This window comes from Pseudomonas sp. OIL-1 (assembly GCF_010669185.1).
GTDB lineage: Bacteria > Pseudomonadota > Gammaproteobacteria > Pseudomonadales > Pseudomonadaceae > Halopseudomonas > Halopseudomonas profundi.
The window spans coordinates 2,884,522-2,897,779 of sequence record NZ_CP048629.1; the positions used below are offsets into that span (position 1 = coordinate 2,884,522).

Annotated in this window: 13 protein-coding genes; 8 read left to right on the forward strand and 5 right to left on the reverse strand. The window is 58.9% G+C overall.

Annotated elements, in window-relative coordinates; translation table 11 throughout:
• Positions 1–7: 7 nt before the first annotated feature.
• Entirely contained in the window at positions 8–889 is an 882-nt protein-coding gene (locus G3M63_RS13435) for a c-type cytochrome (RefSeq protein ID WP_163983459.1), read from the forward strand.
• A gap of 9 nt (positions 890–898) precedes the next feature.
• On the opposite strand, the gene G3M63_RS13440 is transcribed toward G3M63_RS13435, so the two are convergent.
• From G3M63_RS13440 to G3M63_RS13450, 3 genes are all read right to left on the reverse strand, one after another.
• Positions 899–1,597 carry an aspartate/glutamate racemase family protein gene (locus tag G3M63_RS13440; protein WP_150301113.1) on the reverse strand — a complete coding sequence of 233 codons (699 nt, stop codon included), beginning with the start codon at positions 1,595–1,597 and terminating at the stop codon, positions 899–901.
• Between the two features lie 116 nt (positions 1,598–1,713).
• On the reverse strand, positions 1,714–3,708 hold the full coding sequence (locus tag G3M63_RS13445; protein ID WP_163983460.1) for a DUF4105 domain-containing protein: 1,995 nt from the start codon (positions 3,706–3,708) through the stop codon (positions 1,714–1,716).
• Positions 3,709–3,733: 25 nt separating this feature from the next.
• Complete coding sequence (locus tag G3M63_RS13450; RefSeq protein WP_150301115.1) at positions 3,734–4,051, reverse strand: DUF2388 domain-containing protein; 318 nt, start codon at positions 4,049–4,051, stop codon at positions 3,734–3,736.
• 358 nt (positions 4,052–4,409) lie between these two features.
• Between G3M63_RS13450 and G3M63_RS13455 the strand changes: the two genes are divergently transcribed.
• Complete coding sequence (locus G3M63_RS13455; protein ID WP_163983461.1) at positions 4,410–5,093, forward strand: PleD family two-component system response regulator; 684 nt, start codon at positions 4,410–4,412, stop codon at positions 5,091–5,093.
• Positions 5,094–5,152: 59 nt separating this feature from the next.
• Here the strand turns inward: G3M63_RS13455 and G3M63_RS13460 are convergent, their stop codons facing one another.
• Positions 5,153–6,490, reverse strand: coding sequence for a DUF1329 domain-containing protein (locus G3M63_RS13460; RefSeq protein ID WP_163983462.1), 1,338 nt, complete (start codon positions 6,488–6,490; stop codon positions 5,153–5,155).
• A 393-nt stretch (positions 6,491–6,883) separates the two neighbouring features.
• Between G3M63_RS13460 and G3M63_RS13465 the strand changes: the two genes are divergently transcribed.
• Complete coding sequence (locus G3M63_RS13465) at positions 6,884–8,161, forward strand: PleD family two-component system response regulator (protein ID WP_163983463.1); 1,278 nt, start codon at positions 6,884–6,886, stop codon at positions 8,159–8,161.
• A 93-nt stretch (positions 8,162–8,254) separates the two neighbouring features.
• On the opposite strand, the gene G3M63_RS13470 is transcribed toward G3M63_RS13465, so the two are convergent.
• Positions 8,255–9,625: a DEAD/DEAH box helicase gene (locus G3M63_RS13470; protein WP_163983464.1), complete on the reverse strand. Its 1,371-nt coding sequence runs from the start codon at positions 9,623–9,625 to the stop codon at positions 8,255–8,257.
• Between the two features lie 135 nt (positions 9,626–9,760).
• On the opposite strand from G3M63_RS13470, the gene G3M63_RS13475 reads away from it, so the two are divergent.
• The 5 genes from G3M63_RS13475 to G3M63_RS13495 all read left to right on the forward strand — a co-directional run bounded on the left by G3M63_RS13475 (position 9,761) and on the right by G3M63_RS13495 (position 13,241).
• Positions 9,761–10,606: an NYN domain-containing protein gene (locus G3M63_RS13475; RefSeq protein WP_150301120.1), complete on the forward strand. Its 846-nt coding sequence runs from the start codon at positions 9,761–9,763 to the stop codon at positions 10,604–10,606.
• A 43-nt stretch (positions 10,607–10,649) separates the two neighbouring features.
• Positions 10,650–11,396 carry a molybdopterin-binding protein gene (locus G3M63_RS13480; protein ID WP_163983465.1) on the forward strand — a complete coding sequence of 249 codons (747 nt, stop codon included), beginning with the start codon at positions 10,650–10,652 and terminating at the stop codon, positions 11,394–11,396.
• Positions 11,397–11,462: 66 nt separating this feature from the next.
• Positions 11,463–11,780 carry a YggL family protein gene (locus G3M63_RS13485; protein WP_163983466.1) on the forward strand — a complete coding sequence of 106 codons (318 nt, stop codon included), beginning with the start codon at positions 11,463–11,465 and terminating at the stop codon, positions 11,778–11,780.
• Between the two features lie 94 nt (positions 11,781–11,874).
• On the forward strand, positions 11,875–12,483 hold the full coding sequence (locus G3M63_RS13490) for a LemA family protein (RefSeq protein ID WP_150301236.1): 609 nt from the start codon (positions 11,875–11,877) through the stop codon (positions 12,481–12,483).
• Positions 12,480–13,241, forward strand: a complete 762-nt coding sequence (locus G3M63_RS13495; protein ID WP_163983467.1) for a YgcG family protein — start codon at positions 12,480–12,482, stop codon at positions 13,239–13,241. Before G3M63_RS13490 ends, G3M63_RS13495 begins: the two co-directional genes overlap by 4 nt.
• Positions 13,242–13,258 lie beyond the last annotated feature (17 nt).

Below are 13,258 nucleotides of genomic sequence, written 5' to 3' on the forward strand. Positions count from 1 at the left end.
GAACGAAATGATTATCTCGCAACGCAAGAAGCCGAGTGTCTACGTAGTGGCTACGTTGTTTGTGCTGATGCTGCTTGGCATCGTGGGCGGCGTGTTGTTCGTCTATCTGGGCGTGTACAACGTCTCGGCCCTGGAACAGCACACCCAGCCAGTCTATGCGGTAGTCGACAAGGCGCTGCGCGCATCCATCAGTCAACGTGCGGAGGAAATCAACGCGCCGCCGCTCGACGGCTTCGACTGGCAAGGCGAGGGCCTGCGCCTGCATCGGGACAACTGTGTGCAGTGCCATGGCGCTCCGGGCGTAGCCCCTGAAGCCTTCGCGTTGGGTATGACGCCGGTGCCCGCAGCGAATGCCCGCATGGCACGCGAACGCAGTGTCAGCGAGCTGTACTGGGTGATCAATCACGGGATCAAGATGACCGGCATGCCGCCGTGGAAATATCGGCTGAGTGAACGCCAGATGTGGAGCGTCGTTGCCTTCATCAAGCAATCGGCGTATCTGAGCGCTGAGGATTACCAGAAGCTTGTTGCTTCGCTCGACACGCCGGAATCCAGCGGCGGGGCTGCGGCTTCGCCTGCACGCGCATCAACCGGCGAAACGCCGGAGGAGAGAGGTTCTCTGGCAGTACAACAATATGGCTGCGTAACCTGCCATGCCATTCCGGGCATTACCGGGGCTGCCGCGCATGTCGGGCCACCATTGGGCGGTATCGCCAATCGTGCGTTCATTGCCGGTGTGCTACCGAATACGCGGGAAAATATGATCCACTGGATCCGCTCACCCCAAGAGATAGACCCGCTCAGTGCCATGCCCGGGCTGGGTGTGACCGAAGAGGATGCCGAGAATATGGCCAGCTTTCTGGCAACCTTGAAGGACAAGCGGCCCTGATCGTCGTACCTAGCCATCCTGGCCTATAGCGTAGGCGACAGCTTCGTTGACATGGATTTGGGTCGTGTCATAAAGCGGCACCTTGCTGTGCTGTTGCTGAACCAGCAAGGCGATCTCCGTGCAGCCCAGGATGACGGCCTGGGCACCCTGGTCAGCCAGCGAATCAATCACAGCGAGATACCGGGTTCGCGACTGATCGTTGACGATGCCCTGGCAGAGCTCCGAGTAGATGATGTCATGTATCAAGGCCCGATCCTGTGCCTCCGGTACCACCACGTCTATGCCTTGCGCTTCGATGCGCTCCCGGTAGAACGCGTGTTCCATGGTGTAGCGCGTGCCGAGCAGGCCGGCCCGGCTTATGCCGTCGGCTTTCAGGGCGCGAGCCGTGGCGTCCGCGAGATGCAGGATGGGTATGTCGATCCGTTGCTGAATCGCAGGCGCCACTTTGTGCATGGTGTTGGCGCAGATGAGCAGAAAATCCGCACCGGCCGACTGCACAGCCACTGCGGCATCGCCGAGCAACACTGCGGCCTGATCCCAGTGGTCTCTTGCTTGCAATTCGGCAATCTCCGCGAAGTCGACGCTATGCAGGAGAATCCTGGCTGAATGCAGGCCACCGAGTTGCTGGTTTATCCCCCGGTTCAGGGCGCTGTAGTAGCTTTGGGTGGATTCCCAACTCATCCCGCCGAGCATGCCGATCGTTTTCATGAAAGCTCCCTTGTAATCAGTTTCACGTTAGGCTTTTGTTGCCGAGACAGATCAGCATAGTTCGACGGACGGCAATGCGAGGTAAATCTGCCCAGCGCGGCGTGCGTCGGGCGGGGTCAGGGAAGCTCCAGGCCGCCGGCGTCCCGGTGCAACTGGCGCAGCAGGTCACCCAGCTGACTGATGTTGGCTCTGGCTGACTCAAGCTCGGTGAGTTGTTCTGGTGTCAATAAACGTTGGGCGCCTTGATCCAGTGATTCAAGCAAATCCAGAAGCTCACGCTGCCGCGCGCCGCTAGTCTCTCTCAACGCCTGCCATTCCCCAGGTTGGGGTAGCCCATAACCTTCAGGAAGCAGTTGTGCAGGACTGCTCAGAAAGCTGCTCTCCACCATTGCCTGGCGCATGAAATCCGCCGTCTCGCTGAGATCCGGGTCAGCCAGGCGGTCCCCGGATAGATACCGCTCTTTCAGTTCATGCCTGATTGTCAGTGCCAGGCGATGCAGCGCCGCCTGTTCCAGCAGCAGCAACGCCGCTGCAGTACGGTAATCCGCTTTGGCAAACCAGCGTTGACGATCACCGGCGGACCAGTCCAGCCAGTCCTCGACTGCGTTCGGCGGCACTTCAAGCCGTTCGCGTACCACGGAATACATCTGCTGATAGCGCTCGCGATAGGAATCGAAATACCAGCCTTTGCGCAGCGCTTCGCTGCGGTTTTGCAGCACCGAGGTATCGGCCATTCCGCGGGCTTCGAGGCTGCTCAACAAGCCGATGGGCGTGATGCTGTCGAGGTCGCGCAGTGCCTGATGATCACTGCCGCTGCGTAGTAGCTTCAGGGTTTCCACTGCACAGTTATTGGAGATGAAGTAATAGGTGCCGTCATAGCTCCAGTGCATTTCCGCGGCGCGCCCGGCCAGGCTGATCTGTTGAGCTCTACTCAGACGCAGCGGGATGGAGCTCAGACTGCGTAGCTCCTGTTTGGTGTATTCGTCTACCACCTGGTTCAACGGCAGCAAAAACAGCCGGGAAGGGTAGTTCCCAATCAACCCATCCCAGCTGGACAGTTGCACATCATTGACGAAGGCTCGAAACGACAGCACCAGATGATGCTCAAGATCGAGCAGACACTCTGGTCCGCGAGGCCGGCCTGGCGCACACATAACCAGGCGCAGCATGCTGTGCCCCCAACGGCTGGCCCAGGCGTCGTTTGGTTCGGCAAGCAGATAATGCACTTGATAAATGCGCTCGGGATCCAGCCAGCCTAGCGCAGGGCTGGAGGAATCAAGGCCGGCGTTTATGAAGGGTAGTTCATTGGCACAGTTCTGTTCGAAGCGCGGTGCCCAGTCGAAATGCCTGGCAAAATATGCATGCAGCGCAGGGCGACGGCAGCGGTATTGCGGGTCCGACAGGAAATACTCCAGATTGACGGCCACGAACTCGCGCGGACTGGTCAGTTCATAGTCGTCAGGCGTACGGGCCAGTTGGCGATTTTCCGTTTCTCTCTGCCCACGTGCGCCAACCTGTTCCGGCCAGCCGGCCAGGTCAAGCAGCCGAGGATCATCACTGAGCGTATATCGCCGGCTGATCTGGCCACGGCATTCTGAGGGCAACCCGATACCGCCCAGGGCGTCGTGCTGAGCCTGACAACGTCGCAGTAGTCGCTGGTGGTCGTCCGGCACGTACAGGCCACGGTCATAGAAGTGCGCGATTTCATGCACGAGGGTAGCGACCAGTTCGCGCTGCAGGGTGTCATGGGTGCGTCCAGCCGGCAGAATGGCGTCATCGCCCGCTATAAGTGCTGGCAGAAACCGGCGGTTGAGCTGAACCTGGCCGCCTGGCGTGGCGCGCCCGATTACTTCGGTGGGCAGGGTGTCTATCCATTCCACGGTTATCTGGCGATCCAGTTGCTGGACCAGCTGAGGCGGCAGGATAGTGCTGGTGTGCTCGAGCAATGTGCGGCTAGCTGCTGCTTCTTCAGGGGTCAACGGGCCGTCAGCCAGATGCCATTCAAGCGCAGCCTGTGCCGGACTGGTTGCCCAAACAAGCGCTAGCAGCCCGGCGCAGCGAAGAGCCAGACGGATCAGGCGACCGCGCTGCAGCTGCCGGGCGCTACTCATCCTGATGCGGCAGATCAGGGTTCATTCAAAGTGCCAGGATGGCGGCGGCCAACTGCATATCACTTGCTTCGAGATCCGGTAACGCGCTGCGAATATGCGCCAGAGCTGCTTCCAGGCGCACGCCGCGGACACCGCCGTCGCTGCCGACGAAGCTTGCTGCGTCTTCGCGCGCTTCCAGAACCACCTTGTCATCGCCGACCGAAGAGGTGACGTCGCTGGTTGCCTCAACGGTGTTGGCGAGCGACGAGCCGATGGCATCGGTGGTTCCGATGAAGCTGCTGGCGGTAGCCGCGCCCGACAGGCCCAGAACACCTGCCGCAATAAACATGGTTAGACGATGCATGGTAAATCCTCGAATAAATGAGACGGATCAGGCCAGGGGCCTGGTGCGCGTCGCGCTGCTTGTACAGGCCGCCTGTGGATCATACCCGTTTCGCCAAAGCATTCGAAACCTGACAGGCGAGACAGGGAGCACGAGCGGGTGGTTGAGGGGCAAATGCACATCATGTGTAAGCGACCAAACCGCTGCGTAGCCAGGCCAGGTATGGCCATTTAACGTCAAGCGTTCGCAACCGCAGGGTTGATCGTTGCTAACGACGTCACATTTATGAAAGACAGCTGTGTCTGCAGAGGACGTATTTTTTATGCTACGCGATATGGATCTGCATCGCGCATGAGGCGCGATGCTGGAAAAGGGCAGAATGGACATGGGTTCTAAACGGGTTCTGATAGTCGACGATTCGCGCTCGGCACGCCACGTCTTGAAACGCCAGCTAAAGCAGCACGGACTCGTAGTGGATGAAGTGGATTCAGCCGAAGACGCTTTGCAGTATCTTCTGTATCGAAGACCGCACGCTATTTTCATGGATCACACCATGCCGGGCATGGATGGCTTCCAGGCTGTACGCATCATCAAGGGCAACCCCGCCACCGGGATGATCCCCGTCATGATGTACACCTCAAAGGAGGGGGGCGACGTTTTTCTCGGTCAGGCCAGGGCTCTTGGTGCCGTCGGGGTGATTCCCAAGGGCATCGAGTCTGCAGACCTGGCTGCCGCGCTGGATTCGCTGAAGTTGCTGGAGCCGGAGGAAGAGCCGGCGCCTGTTCAGAAGATTGCAACCGAAACAGCTGGTGCACCTGCTGTGGCGGCGGAAGCCGAGACGCTCGGGCGCGAGGCGGCAGAGGAGGCGATGTTCAGGTTTATGCGGCCGCATCTGGACGCCCATGCACGCCGAATGCAGTCAATCGTCAAATCGGAATTCAAGGCCATGCGTGAATCGATCAAGCCAGCCAAAAACGCGCCGGTCCTGGAGATGTGGCCTGCAGCTGTTGGCGGAGTGATCGTTGGCGCCGTGCTGGCAACCGTGATCTCCGCCGTCATCTAGCATGGTTGTTGCCGCCTCGTTGATCTCATTGAAACGGCAACACCTCTGCTGACTTTCCTTTAGTTACCGCTGCGGCGCAGGGCTTGCGGCGAGAAGTCTCTCGGGTTCAGCTCGACGTTGAAATTGTACATTGGTTCGTTGTTATCCAGCCCATCAGCGAAGTAATCGCCGGTCTTCAGGTGATAGAGCGTTTCGAGGGTACTGTTGAACATGGGCACATCGTAATAGCTGATAGGATGGCTTTCCTGCAGGCCAATCAGCTCACCCTTCTTGTCGCGCAGGTCCACCGCAAGAATTTGCCAGCTGTCCTCGTCAATATAAAAGCGACGGCTTTCGTAGGGATGGCGCAGACCGAATCTCAGCTGTGCATCAACAACCCACACCCTGTGCAACTCATAGCGCAACAGCTCTGGGTTCAGCGCTTTCGGCTGGATGATCTTGTCGTAAGGGATGCCTTGCTGGTGAACGGCATAGCTGTTGTACGGCACAAGCATTTCGCGCTTGCCTACCAGCGTCCAGTCATAACGATCGGGAGCGCCGTTGTACGAATCCACCACATCGGCAATGGCCAGTCCGCTGGTATCGGGTTGTACCGAGTCATAGGCCAAGGAGGGCAGACGACGGACCCGGCGGTTATCCGGGCTGTAACGCCACGCACGGCGGGTAGTCAGCACCTGATCCAATGGATCCTGCACGACCAGAGCGGTGCCGGAAAGCTTGGCCGGCGCGGTGACCACATATTTGTAGTACAGCGAAGTGTTATCCAGATCCGCTTCGGTCATGCCTTCGCGTCCATAGACATAGTAGATCTGCCGGTCGCGCTTGATCAGATTGCTGTTGCCGTTGATGACTACCGCCTGATTGTTGATGAAATGAGTCTGGTCGCCCTTGTAATGAAGAATATGGTTCCAGATCGCCTCCATCCCGCCCTGGGGGATGGGGAACGGAACGCCGGCCGCCGCTCCCCGGACGCCATTGCCATTGGACATGAGCTCGGCGTTTACTGCGTTCTGGCGGGTGGCATCGTAGATGCGCTGGGGGGCCGATGCACTGCGGCGAGTCGGGAATACACGCAAATAATAGTCGGGATTGCGTTCAAGCAGATCGATCAGGCCGTCCGGCAGTTGATCGGCATGCTCCTGCAGATTCGAGCTGTCGACTCGATACAGCTCGGCGTCGGTCTTGTAGGGGTCAAGGTGGTGCATGCCAGGCTGATAGCCAGTGGGCGGTTTGACACCTCCGGTCCATGCCGGAACGGTGCCTGCGTCATTGCCGGCCTGCTCAGCGCCCAGCGGTGTCAGATCTCGACCGAGACGTTCTGCCTCTTGCGAGTCGACCTTGGCGTGCGCCTGTCCGATGAATACAGCCAGCAATGCTATGCCAAACTTCCTGTACATTATTTTCTCCTTTACGTACCTGGTTCCGGGACCGGAAAGCGGTTCGCCTCGACATGAACCGATTTGATGTGCTTTGAACGGATCTCAAGCGACCTTTTGAGGGCGGATTGTATCCGGCAATTGCGACGGATAATGGGGTGGCTACAAAAACCATACAAAAAGCTTTCAGGGGCGTCTTGCCATTCGGTGAAGGCGTACTTTTGGCCATTACCCCATCCGGGCGATAGCGCTCTGATAGCGGTCACGATTGTATTGCAAAGTTGCATTTTGGCCGCGCACACCGTCACAGATTCGCAACAAGGTATGTGCCTGTAACCGGTGTGTTCCCTATGCTGGCCGAAATAATACGCCATCGGGCATACGCCTGATGCTAGTTCAGAAGCGGATATGGCCATGGGTTCAAAACGCGCACTGGTGGTCGACGATTCACGTTCGGCACGCCTTGTCCTGAAACGGCTACTTGAGCAACACGGCATCATCGTGGATGAGGTCGAGTCCGCCGAAGATGCGCTCGAATACCTCATCTATACCAAGCCGCACGCGATTTTCATGGATCACATGATGCCTGGTATGGATGGTCTCGAGGCGGTCGGGATCATCAAGCGCGATCCGGCCACTGCGTTGATTCCGATCATGATGTATACGTCGAAGGACGGCGAAGAGTTGTTCCTGGGTCAGGCACGCGCGTTGGGCGCCGTGGGTGTGCTACCCAAGGAAGTGAAGCCGGCGGATCTGGAGGTGGTGCTCGGGTCGCTGCGCCTGATTGGCGCTGCGGCAGAAGAGGCCAATCAAGCTGAAGAGCCTGCGCCGGCGCAGCCTTCACGCACACCGCTGGAAATGAATAGCCTGGCGCGCGAGGCGGCGGACGAAGCCATGATCGAGCTGCTCAAGCCGCAGCTCGAGCAGCAAGTATCCAGGTTGCACCAGAGTCTGAAGTCGGACCTGCGGCGCTTCTTCGACGAAATCCAGACGCCACCGCCCGAGGTGCCCGTGCAGCGCAGCTGGCCGTCGCTGGTGGGGGGCGTAGTACTCGGCGCATTGTTGATGATGTTGAGCTACAAAATCCTTCTGGTAGATCCGGACGCTGCGCAGGCCGGACCCGTTGCCGAACTCAGCACGCCCGGCCCGGAGCAGGGCAGCGTCCTGCTGGGTGCCCTGGCTCAGCAGCGCGGCCGTGCGGAACATGAGAAGGAATCGCTGCTGCGCGGAATCGAATGGGCATTGAATCGCGACGGGCAATATGCGCCGGATGAGATCCCCTTCAACGATCGGCGACTCAGCTTTGTCAGCGAACTGATACAAATGCTGCACGGTGGTGGATTCCAGGGCGTTATTCACCTGACGGCGCATGTTGGCGATTTTTGTCTGGTACAGAATGATCGCGGTGAGATGGTGGTTGCGCCGGACGATTTGCGGTTAGGTGATTGCGAACTGTTCGGTGTGGAGGCGGCCCGCTGGGGTCGCAGCACAGATCTTTTCTCGGTGGGCTTTGCCAATTTCGCCAACCGGGAACCTCTTGTTGAAGGTAGCCGCATTCGCCTGGTAGCGAAGCCCGCCGTACAACCTGACCCGCTGGTGCAATATCCGGAAATGGACGATTTTCTGCTTGCCGGAGAATGGAATGCCATAGCGCGCCAGAATCAGCGTATAGAAGTGCGCCTTGAGCCCTGAAGACGCGAAGCGAAATCCTGGCTCGACGACTTTGCGGTCGTTGCGGACCCGGGCGATGACCCTACAGGAACGATAGAACCCTTGTTCCAGTTGTCATTGTCGCGGCGGCCGGCGGGTGGATGCAGGCTTGCCGGAGCCTGATCGAGACGCGGCTGGCGTGCGGGCGCCACTCGGTTCGTCCTCCAGCCAGTCTCCCAGATGGATTCTACTGTTCAGCGCAGTGGCTGGCGCGGGCGCTGTGTGAGCTGGCTGTGTTGCCTGTCTGGCTTTTTTGGGCTTCTTCGGCTTCTTTTTGATCTGCCCGTCCACCGTAGTCACCGGCAGCCGATGATCGGGTTCAAAGGATGCTTCCTCCCGACGCGTCAACAGCTCACCGATCAGCGACTCGATTGCAGCCAAATGCGGCCCCTCATCGGCGCTGACCAGTGAGACAGCTTCGCCTGCAGCGCCTGCGCGTCCGGTCCGGCCAATCCGATGGATATAGTCTTCAGGAACAACAGGCAGATCGATGTTTACCACCAGCGGTAGATCATCAATATCCAGGCCCCGTGCCGCGACGCCGGTTGCCACCAATACCTGTATCTCTCCGGCTTTGAATCGCTCGAGTGCTCGCAGCCTGGTGGGTTGTCGCTTATCTCCGTGAATTGCCTCCACCCGCGTACCGGTCGCCTGAATTGCCTGTACCAGAAGATCTGCTCCTTTGCGGGTATTCACGAAAGCGAGTACCTGGCCCCACTGGCGATCTCTCAGCAGGTGCAGAAACAACTCGGTCTTGCGTTTGCGGTCCACCGGCACGAGCCACTGCTGGACGGTGCTCGCTGCCGCGTTGGGTGTGTTAACAGCGATACGCAGCGGATCCCTGGATATCTGTACGGCCAGCTGTTCAAGCCGCTCAGAGAAGGTGGCGGAGAATAACAAGGTCTGGCGTTGCTTCGGCAGTACTGCGGTCAGCTCGTCGAGTTCGCTGGCGAAGCCGAGATCCAGCATGCGGTCTGCCTCATCCAGAACCAGAACCTGCAGCTGGCTGAAGCGGACCGCGTTGTGACGGTGCAGGTCGAGCAAGCGGCCGGGTGTAGCCACCAATACATCCACGCCTTTGCGCATGGCCATCATCTGTGGATTGATCGAGACGCCGCCGTATACGGCGAGTGTACGCAGCGGCAGGGTCTGACCGTAGGTCTTTACGCTCTGGTGCACCTGCTTGGCCAGTTCGCGAGTGGGGACGAGGATCAAGCTGCGCACTGAATTGGCGCGCACCGGCGCACCTGCCGTCGTCAACAATTGCAATACAGGGAGCGCAAAACCGGCCGTTTTTCCGGTTCCGGTTTGCGCCGTAGCGATCAGGTCCCGGCGATGCAGAATCGCAGGGATGCTCTGCAGCTGCAGAGGCGTCGGCGTGCGGTAGTTCAGGCTGGCCAGTGTCCTGAGTAAGGGGTCAAACAGACCAAGCGTGACGAAAGTCATCCGGAAACCTTGGGAGCGGGATCAGCTTGCAGTTTACCCGTCCAGGCACCCCGGAGTCGCCGCTTTCTCCCCGTGGCTCACAGCGACCGCTGTGGCACTATGGGCGAAACCACACAACGATCCACAGAGAACAGCATGGATTACAGATCAAACGGCAATCGCCATCCGGCACGGCCTGACACTGACGATGTGCAAAAGCGGCTCGCTGTGCTCATCGACGCAGATAATGCGCAGGCCTCGATTATCGATGGCATCTTCGAAGAGGTTGCCAAGTACGGAGTCGCCAGCGTCAAGCGCATCTACGGCGACTGGACGGCGCCGCAACTTGGGAGCTGGAAGAAGGTTTTGCTCGATTATTCAATCCAGCCCATACAGCAATTTGCCTATACCAAAGGCAAGAACGCGACTGACAGTTCGTTGATCATTGATGCGATGGATCTGCTCTATACCGGTCGCTTCGATGGGTTTTGCCTGGTGTCGAGCGATAGCGATTTTACCCGTCTGGCGGCCCGGCTGCGGGAGGAGGGGTTGGTTGTGTACGGTTTCGGAGAAAAGAAAACACCGTCGCCCTTTGTTTCCGCCTGCGACAAGTTCATCTATACCGAGATCCTCCGGGAGCTGCCTGCGGGTGCTACCGACGTGGTCGAAACCGAGGCGGAGCCGGTGCGGGAGACGCAGAGCCAGGCCCCGGGCAAGGCACAGCAAAAGGAGGCAGCCGCAACACCCGCGACAGCCGCCAAGAGTAAAAGCAAGGCGCCGCTGGAGTTTATTGCCAAGGTGATTGATGACATTTCGGACGAGGATGGCTGGGCTAACCTTGGACCGGTTGGTAGTAATATCAGTAAGTTGCGCCCGGAATTTGATCCACGTTTGTATGGTTACAAGAAGCTCAGCGAGCTGATAAAAGCGTTTCCGAAAAAATTTGCTATCGAGGACCAGAAGACCTCGGGCGGCAAGACACTGCGAGTACGGCTTCGTTGAAGGGGCTGGGGCTGAAACAGGTTTGGTTGATACTGGAGCGCGCATGAGCGATACGACATCTCCTCGGTTTGGTTTGATTCTGATCGGCGACGAGCTGCTTAACGGACGCAAGCAGGATGCACATCTGCCGGCAATGATTCCGCGTTTTGAACAAAGAGGGCTGGAGCTGGCCTGGGTACGTACCATCACCGATGACCCTGAACTGATCACCCGCACGCTGACCGAGACCTTTGCCAGCGGCGACATTGTTTTCAGTTTCGGCGGTATTGGTGCTACGCCTGATGATCTGACGCGGCAATGCGCTGCCGCTGCGCTGGGTCTGGAAATCGTCCTGCATCCTGAAGCGGAGGCAGAGATACGCGCTCAGCTGGGTGATCATCTCAACTCCCACCATTTGCGGATGGGCGAGTATCCGGCGGGCAGTTCGATCATTCCCAATCCGATCAATCGCATTCCCGGGTTTTCCATCCAGCAGCATCATTTTGTACCGGGTTTCCCGAAAATGGCGTGGCCGATGGTGGAGTGGGTGTTGGACCACGATTATGCCGTTCTCCAGGCACCGGGCGTCAGGGTCAGTCAGACGTTGTTGTTGGCTGATACCAGTGAAGGGCCGCTGATTCCTGCGATGGATTTGCTGCTCAGCGAATTTCCGGATCTGCGCCTGGCCTGTCTGCCCAATGCCGATGGCAAGCGTGAGGTGGAGCTGAGTCTGAAGGGAGAAGCAAGTCGGGTGGCGCAGGGTATGGACCGCCTGCGCGAACTCTTGGCCGCGTTAAGAGCGGCTGAATAATCACATGCATCGGGCGACTCATCCGGATAGAGTGTGCGCGAATCCAGACAGACAGAGAGAGACATCATGACCAGCCAACGTAGCCGCCGCCTCAGAAAGAAGATGCGCGTCGATGAATTTCAGGAACTGGGTTTCAATTTTACCGCCACACCGCAGCAAGCGCTGACTGACGAACAGGCCGATGCGCTGATCGACGCCTTGATCGAGGAAGTCATTTCTCCGCGCGGGCTCGAGTTTGGCGGTTGGGTTGGCGGCGGGTTCGTCTGCAAAGCCGGCCGTGGCTCGGCCACAGAAGAGGATCGCGATGCCGTAGTCAGCTGGTTGCGTCAGCGTCCGGAGATCGAAACCGCTGAAGCTGAGCCCCTGGTTGATGCCTGGCACTGAATATTGCCCGAACTCACGCAGCGGCGAATAGTCTCTGTTAGGGTAACTCTCAAGATGACTCTAGGTGACTGTGAATTCTGACGGACGGATGACCATGCATATAAAGCGCTATCGGTTCACCCTGCAACTGGCTGTCATTATGCTGATGACCTCACTGGTCGCGGGCTGTGGCATCAACAATATCCCTACCTATGACGAGCAGGTGAAATCGGCCTGGGCGCAGGTGGAGAATCAGTATCAGCGTCGTGCCGACCTGATCCCCAACCTGGTGGAAACCGTAAAGGGGTTTGCCCGTCAGGAGCAGGAAACCCTGACTGCGGTAACCGAAGCGCGGTCCAGAGCGACCTCGATCCAGATCAGCGCAGACGATCTTGACGACCCGGAGAAGATGCGCGCCTTCGAACAGGCGCAGTCGCAGCTCACCGGTGCCCTCAGCCGCCTGATGGCTGTATCCGAGCGCTATCCCGAGCTGAAATCGAACCAGAACTTCCTGGCTTTGCAGTCCCAGCTGGAAGGCACCGAAAATCGTATTTCCGTGGCGCGCCGCGACTATGTCAACGCCGTTCAGCGGTATAACACCGAGATCCGAACCTTTCCCGGCCGACTCTGGCATACGATTATGTATAGCGACATGCCATTGCGCGAGAATTTCGAGGCAACCAGCGAGAACGCCGATCAGGCGCCGCAAGTGCAGTTCGAATGAGCGTCCGTCTTTTCATCGTCCTGGGATTGCTGCTCTGGGCCAGCGGACTCGCTGCCCAGGAGCAAGCGGGTGAGCTGGTCTTGCCTGAGTTGACCGGTCGGGTGGTCGATCAGGCAGAGATGCTCGACACCCAGGCGGAGGCTCGCATCACCCAGATGCTGGCCGGCCATGAGGAGGCTGCCTCCGAACAGGTTGTAGTGGTGACCATTCCAAGCCTCGAAGGCCGCAGCATTGAAGAATTCGGTGTCGAGCTGGGCCGGGAATGGGGTATCGGACAGGCCGGTGAAGATAACGGTGCGCTGTTGATTGTGGCGCGTGATGATCGCCGCCTGCGTATCGAAGTGGGATACGGGCTGGAAGGACGCCTGACCGACGCGCAGTCGTCGATCATCATCAACAGCATTATCACACCCGCATTTCGCCAGGGGCAGTTCGAGCGCGGCATCGTAGAAGGTACCGAGGCAATAGTGCAGGTACTCGGCGGCGATCCGTTACGTACTGCTGCGCCCCGGTCGGGCGCTCCACAGTCGGAGCAACCCCCGGTTGGCATCTTCATTCTGTTGCTGTTTATTTTCCTCGGTCTAATCGGCGGGGGTGGAAGAGGCGGCGGCGGACGTCGACTGGGTGCAGCGATGCTTGCTGGCGCCCTGCTTGGCGGTATGGGAGGCGGTCGCGGAGGCGGCGGTTTCGGTGGCGGTGGCGGCTTTGGCGGCGGCGGAGGTGGCTTCGGAGGCGGTGGCGCTTCCGGGGGCTGGTAATTCAACGATGGAAACGC

What these genes read in the sequence shown, in the direction of transcription:
- G3M63_RS13435 (WP_163983459.1), top strand. Translation starts at nt 8, where the DNA reads ATGATTATCTCGCAACGCAAGAAGCCGAGTGTCTACGTAGTGGCTACG.
- G3M63_RS13440 (WP_150301113.1), bottom strand. Translation starts at nt 1,597, where the DNA reads ATGAAAACGATCGGCATGCTCGGCGGGATGAGTTGGGAATCCACCCAA.
- G3M63_RS13445 (WP_163983460.1), bottom strand. Translation starts at nt 3,708, where the DNA reads ATGAGTAGCGCCCGGCAGCTGCAGCGCGGTCGCCTGATCCGTCTGGCT.
- G3M63_RS13450 (WP_150301115.1), bottom strand. Translation starts at nt 4,051, where the DNA reads ATGCATCGTCTAACCATGTTTATTGCGGCAGGTGTTCTGGGCCTGTCG.
- G3M63_RS13455 (WP_163983461.1), top strand. Translation starts at nt 4,410, where the DNA reads ATGGACATGGGTTCTAAACGGGTTCTGATAGTCGACGATTCGCGCTCG.
- G3M63_RS13460 (WP_163983462.1), bottom strand. Translation starts at nt 6,490, where the DNA reads ATGTACAGGAAGTTTGGCATAGCATTGCTGGCTGTATTCATCGGACAG.
- G3M63_RS13465 (WP_163983463.1), top strand. Translation starts at nt 6,884, where the DNA reads ATGGGTTCAAAACGCGCACTGGTGGTCGACGATTCACGTTCGGCACGC.
- G3M63_RS13470 (WP_163983464.1), bottom strand. Translation starts at nt 9,625, where the DNA reads ATGACTTTCGTCACGCTTGGTCTGTTTGACCCCTTACTCAGGACACTG.
- G3M63_RS13475 (WP_150301120.1), top strand. Translation starts at nt 9,761, where the DNA reads ATGGATTACAGATCAAACGGCAATCGCCATCCGGCACGGCCTGACACT.
- G3M63_RS13480 (WP_163983465.1), top strand. Translation starts at nt 10,650, where the DNA reads ATGAGCGATACGACATCTCCTCGGTTTGGTTTGATTCTGATCGGCGAC.
- G3M63_RS13485 (WP_163983466.1), top strand. Translation starts at nt 11,463, where the DNA reads ATGACCAGCCAACGTAGCCGCCGCCTCAGAAAGAAGATGCGCGTCGAT.
- G3M63_RS13490 (WP_150301236.1), top strand. Translation starts at nt 11,875, where the DNA reads ATGCATATAAAGCGCTATCGGTTCACCCTGCAACTGGCTGTCATTATG.
- G3M63_RS13495 (WP_163983467.1), top strand. Translation starts at nt 12,480, where the DNA reads ATGAGCGTCCGTCTTTTCATCGTCCTGGGATTGCTGCTCTGGGCCAGC.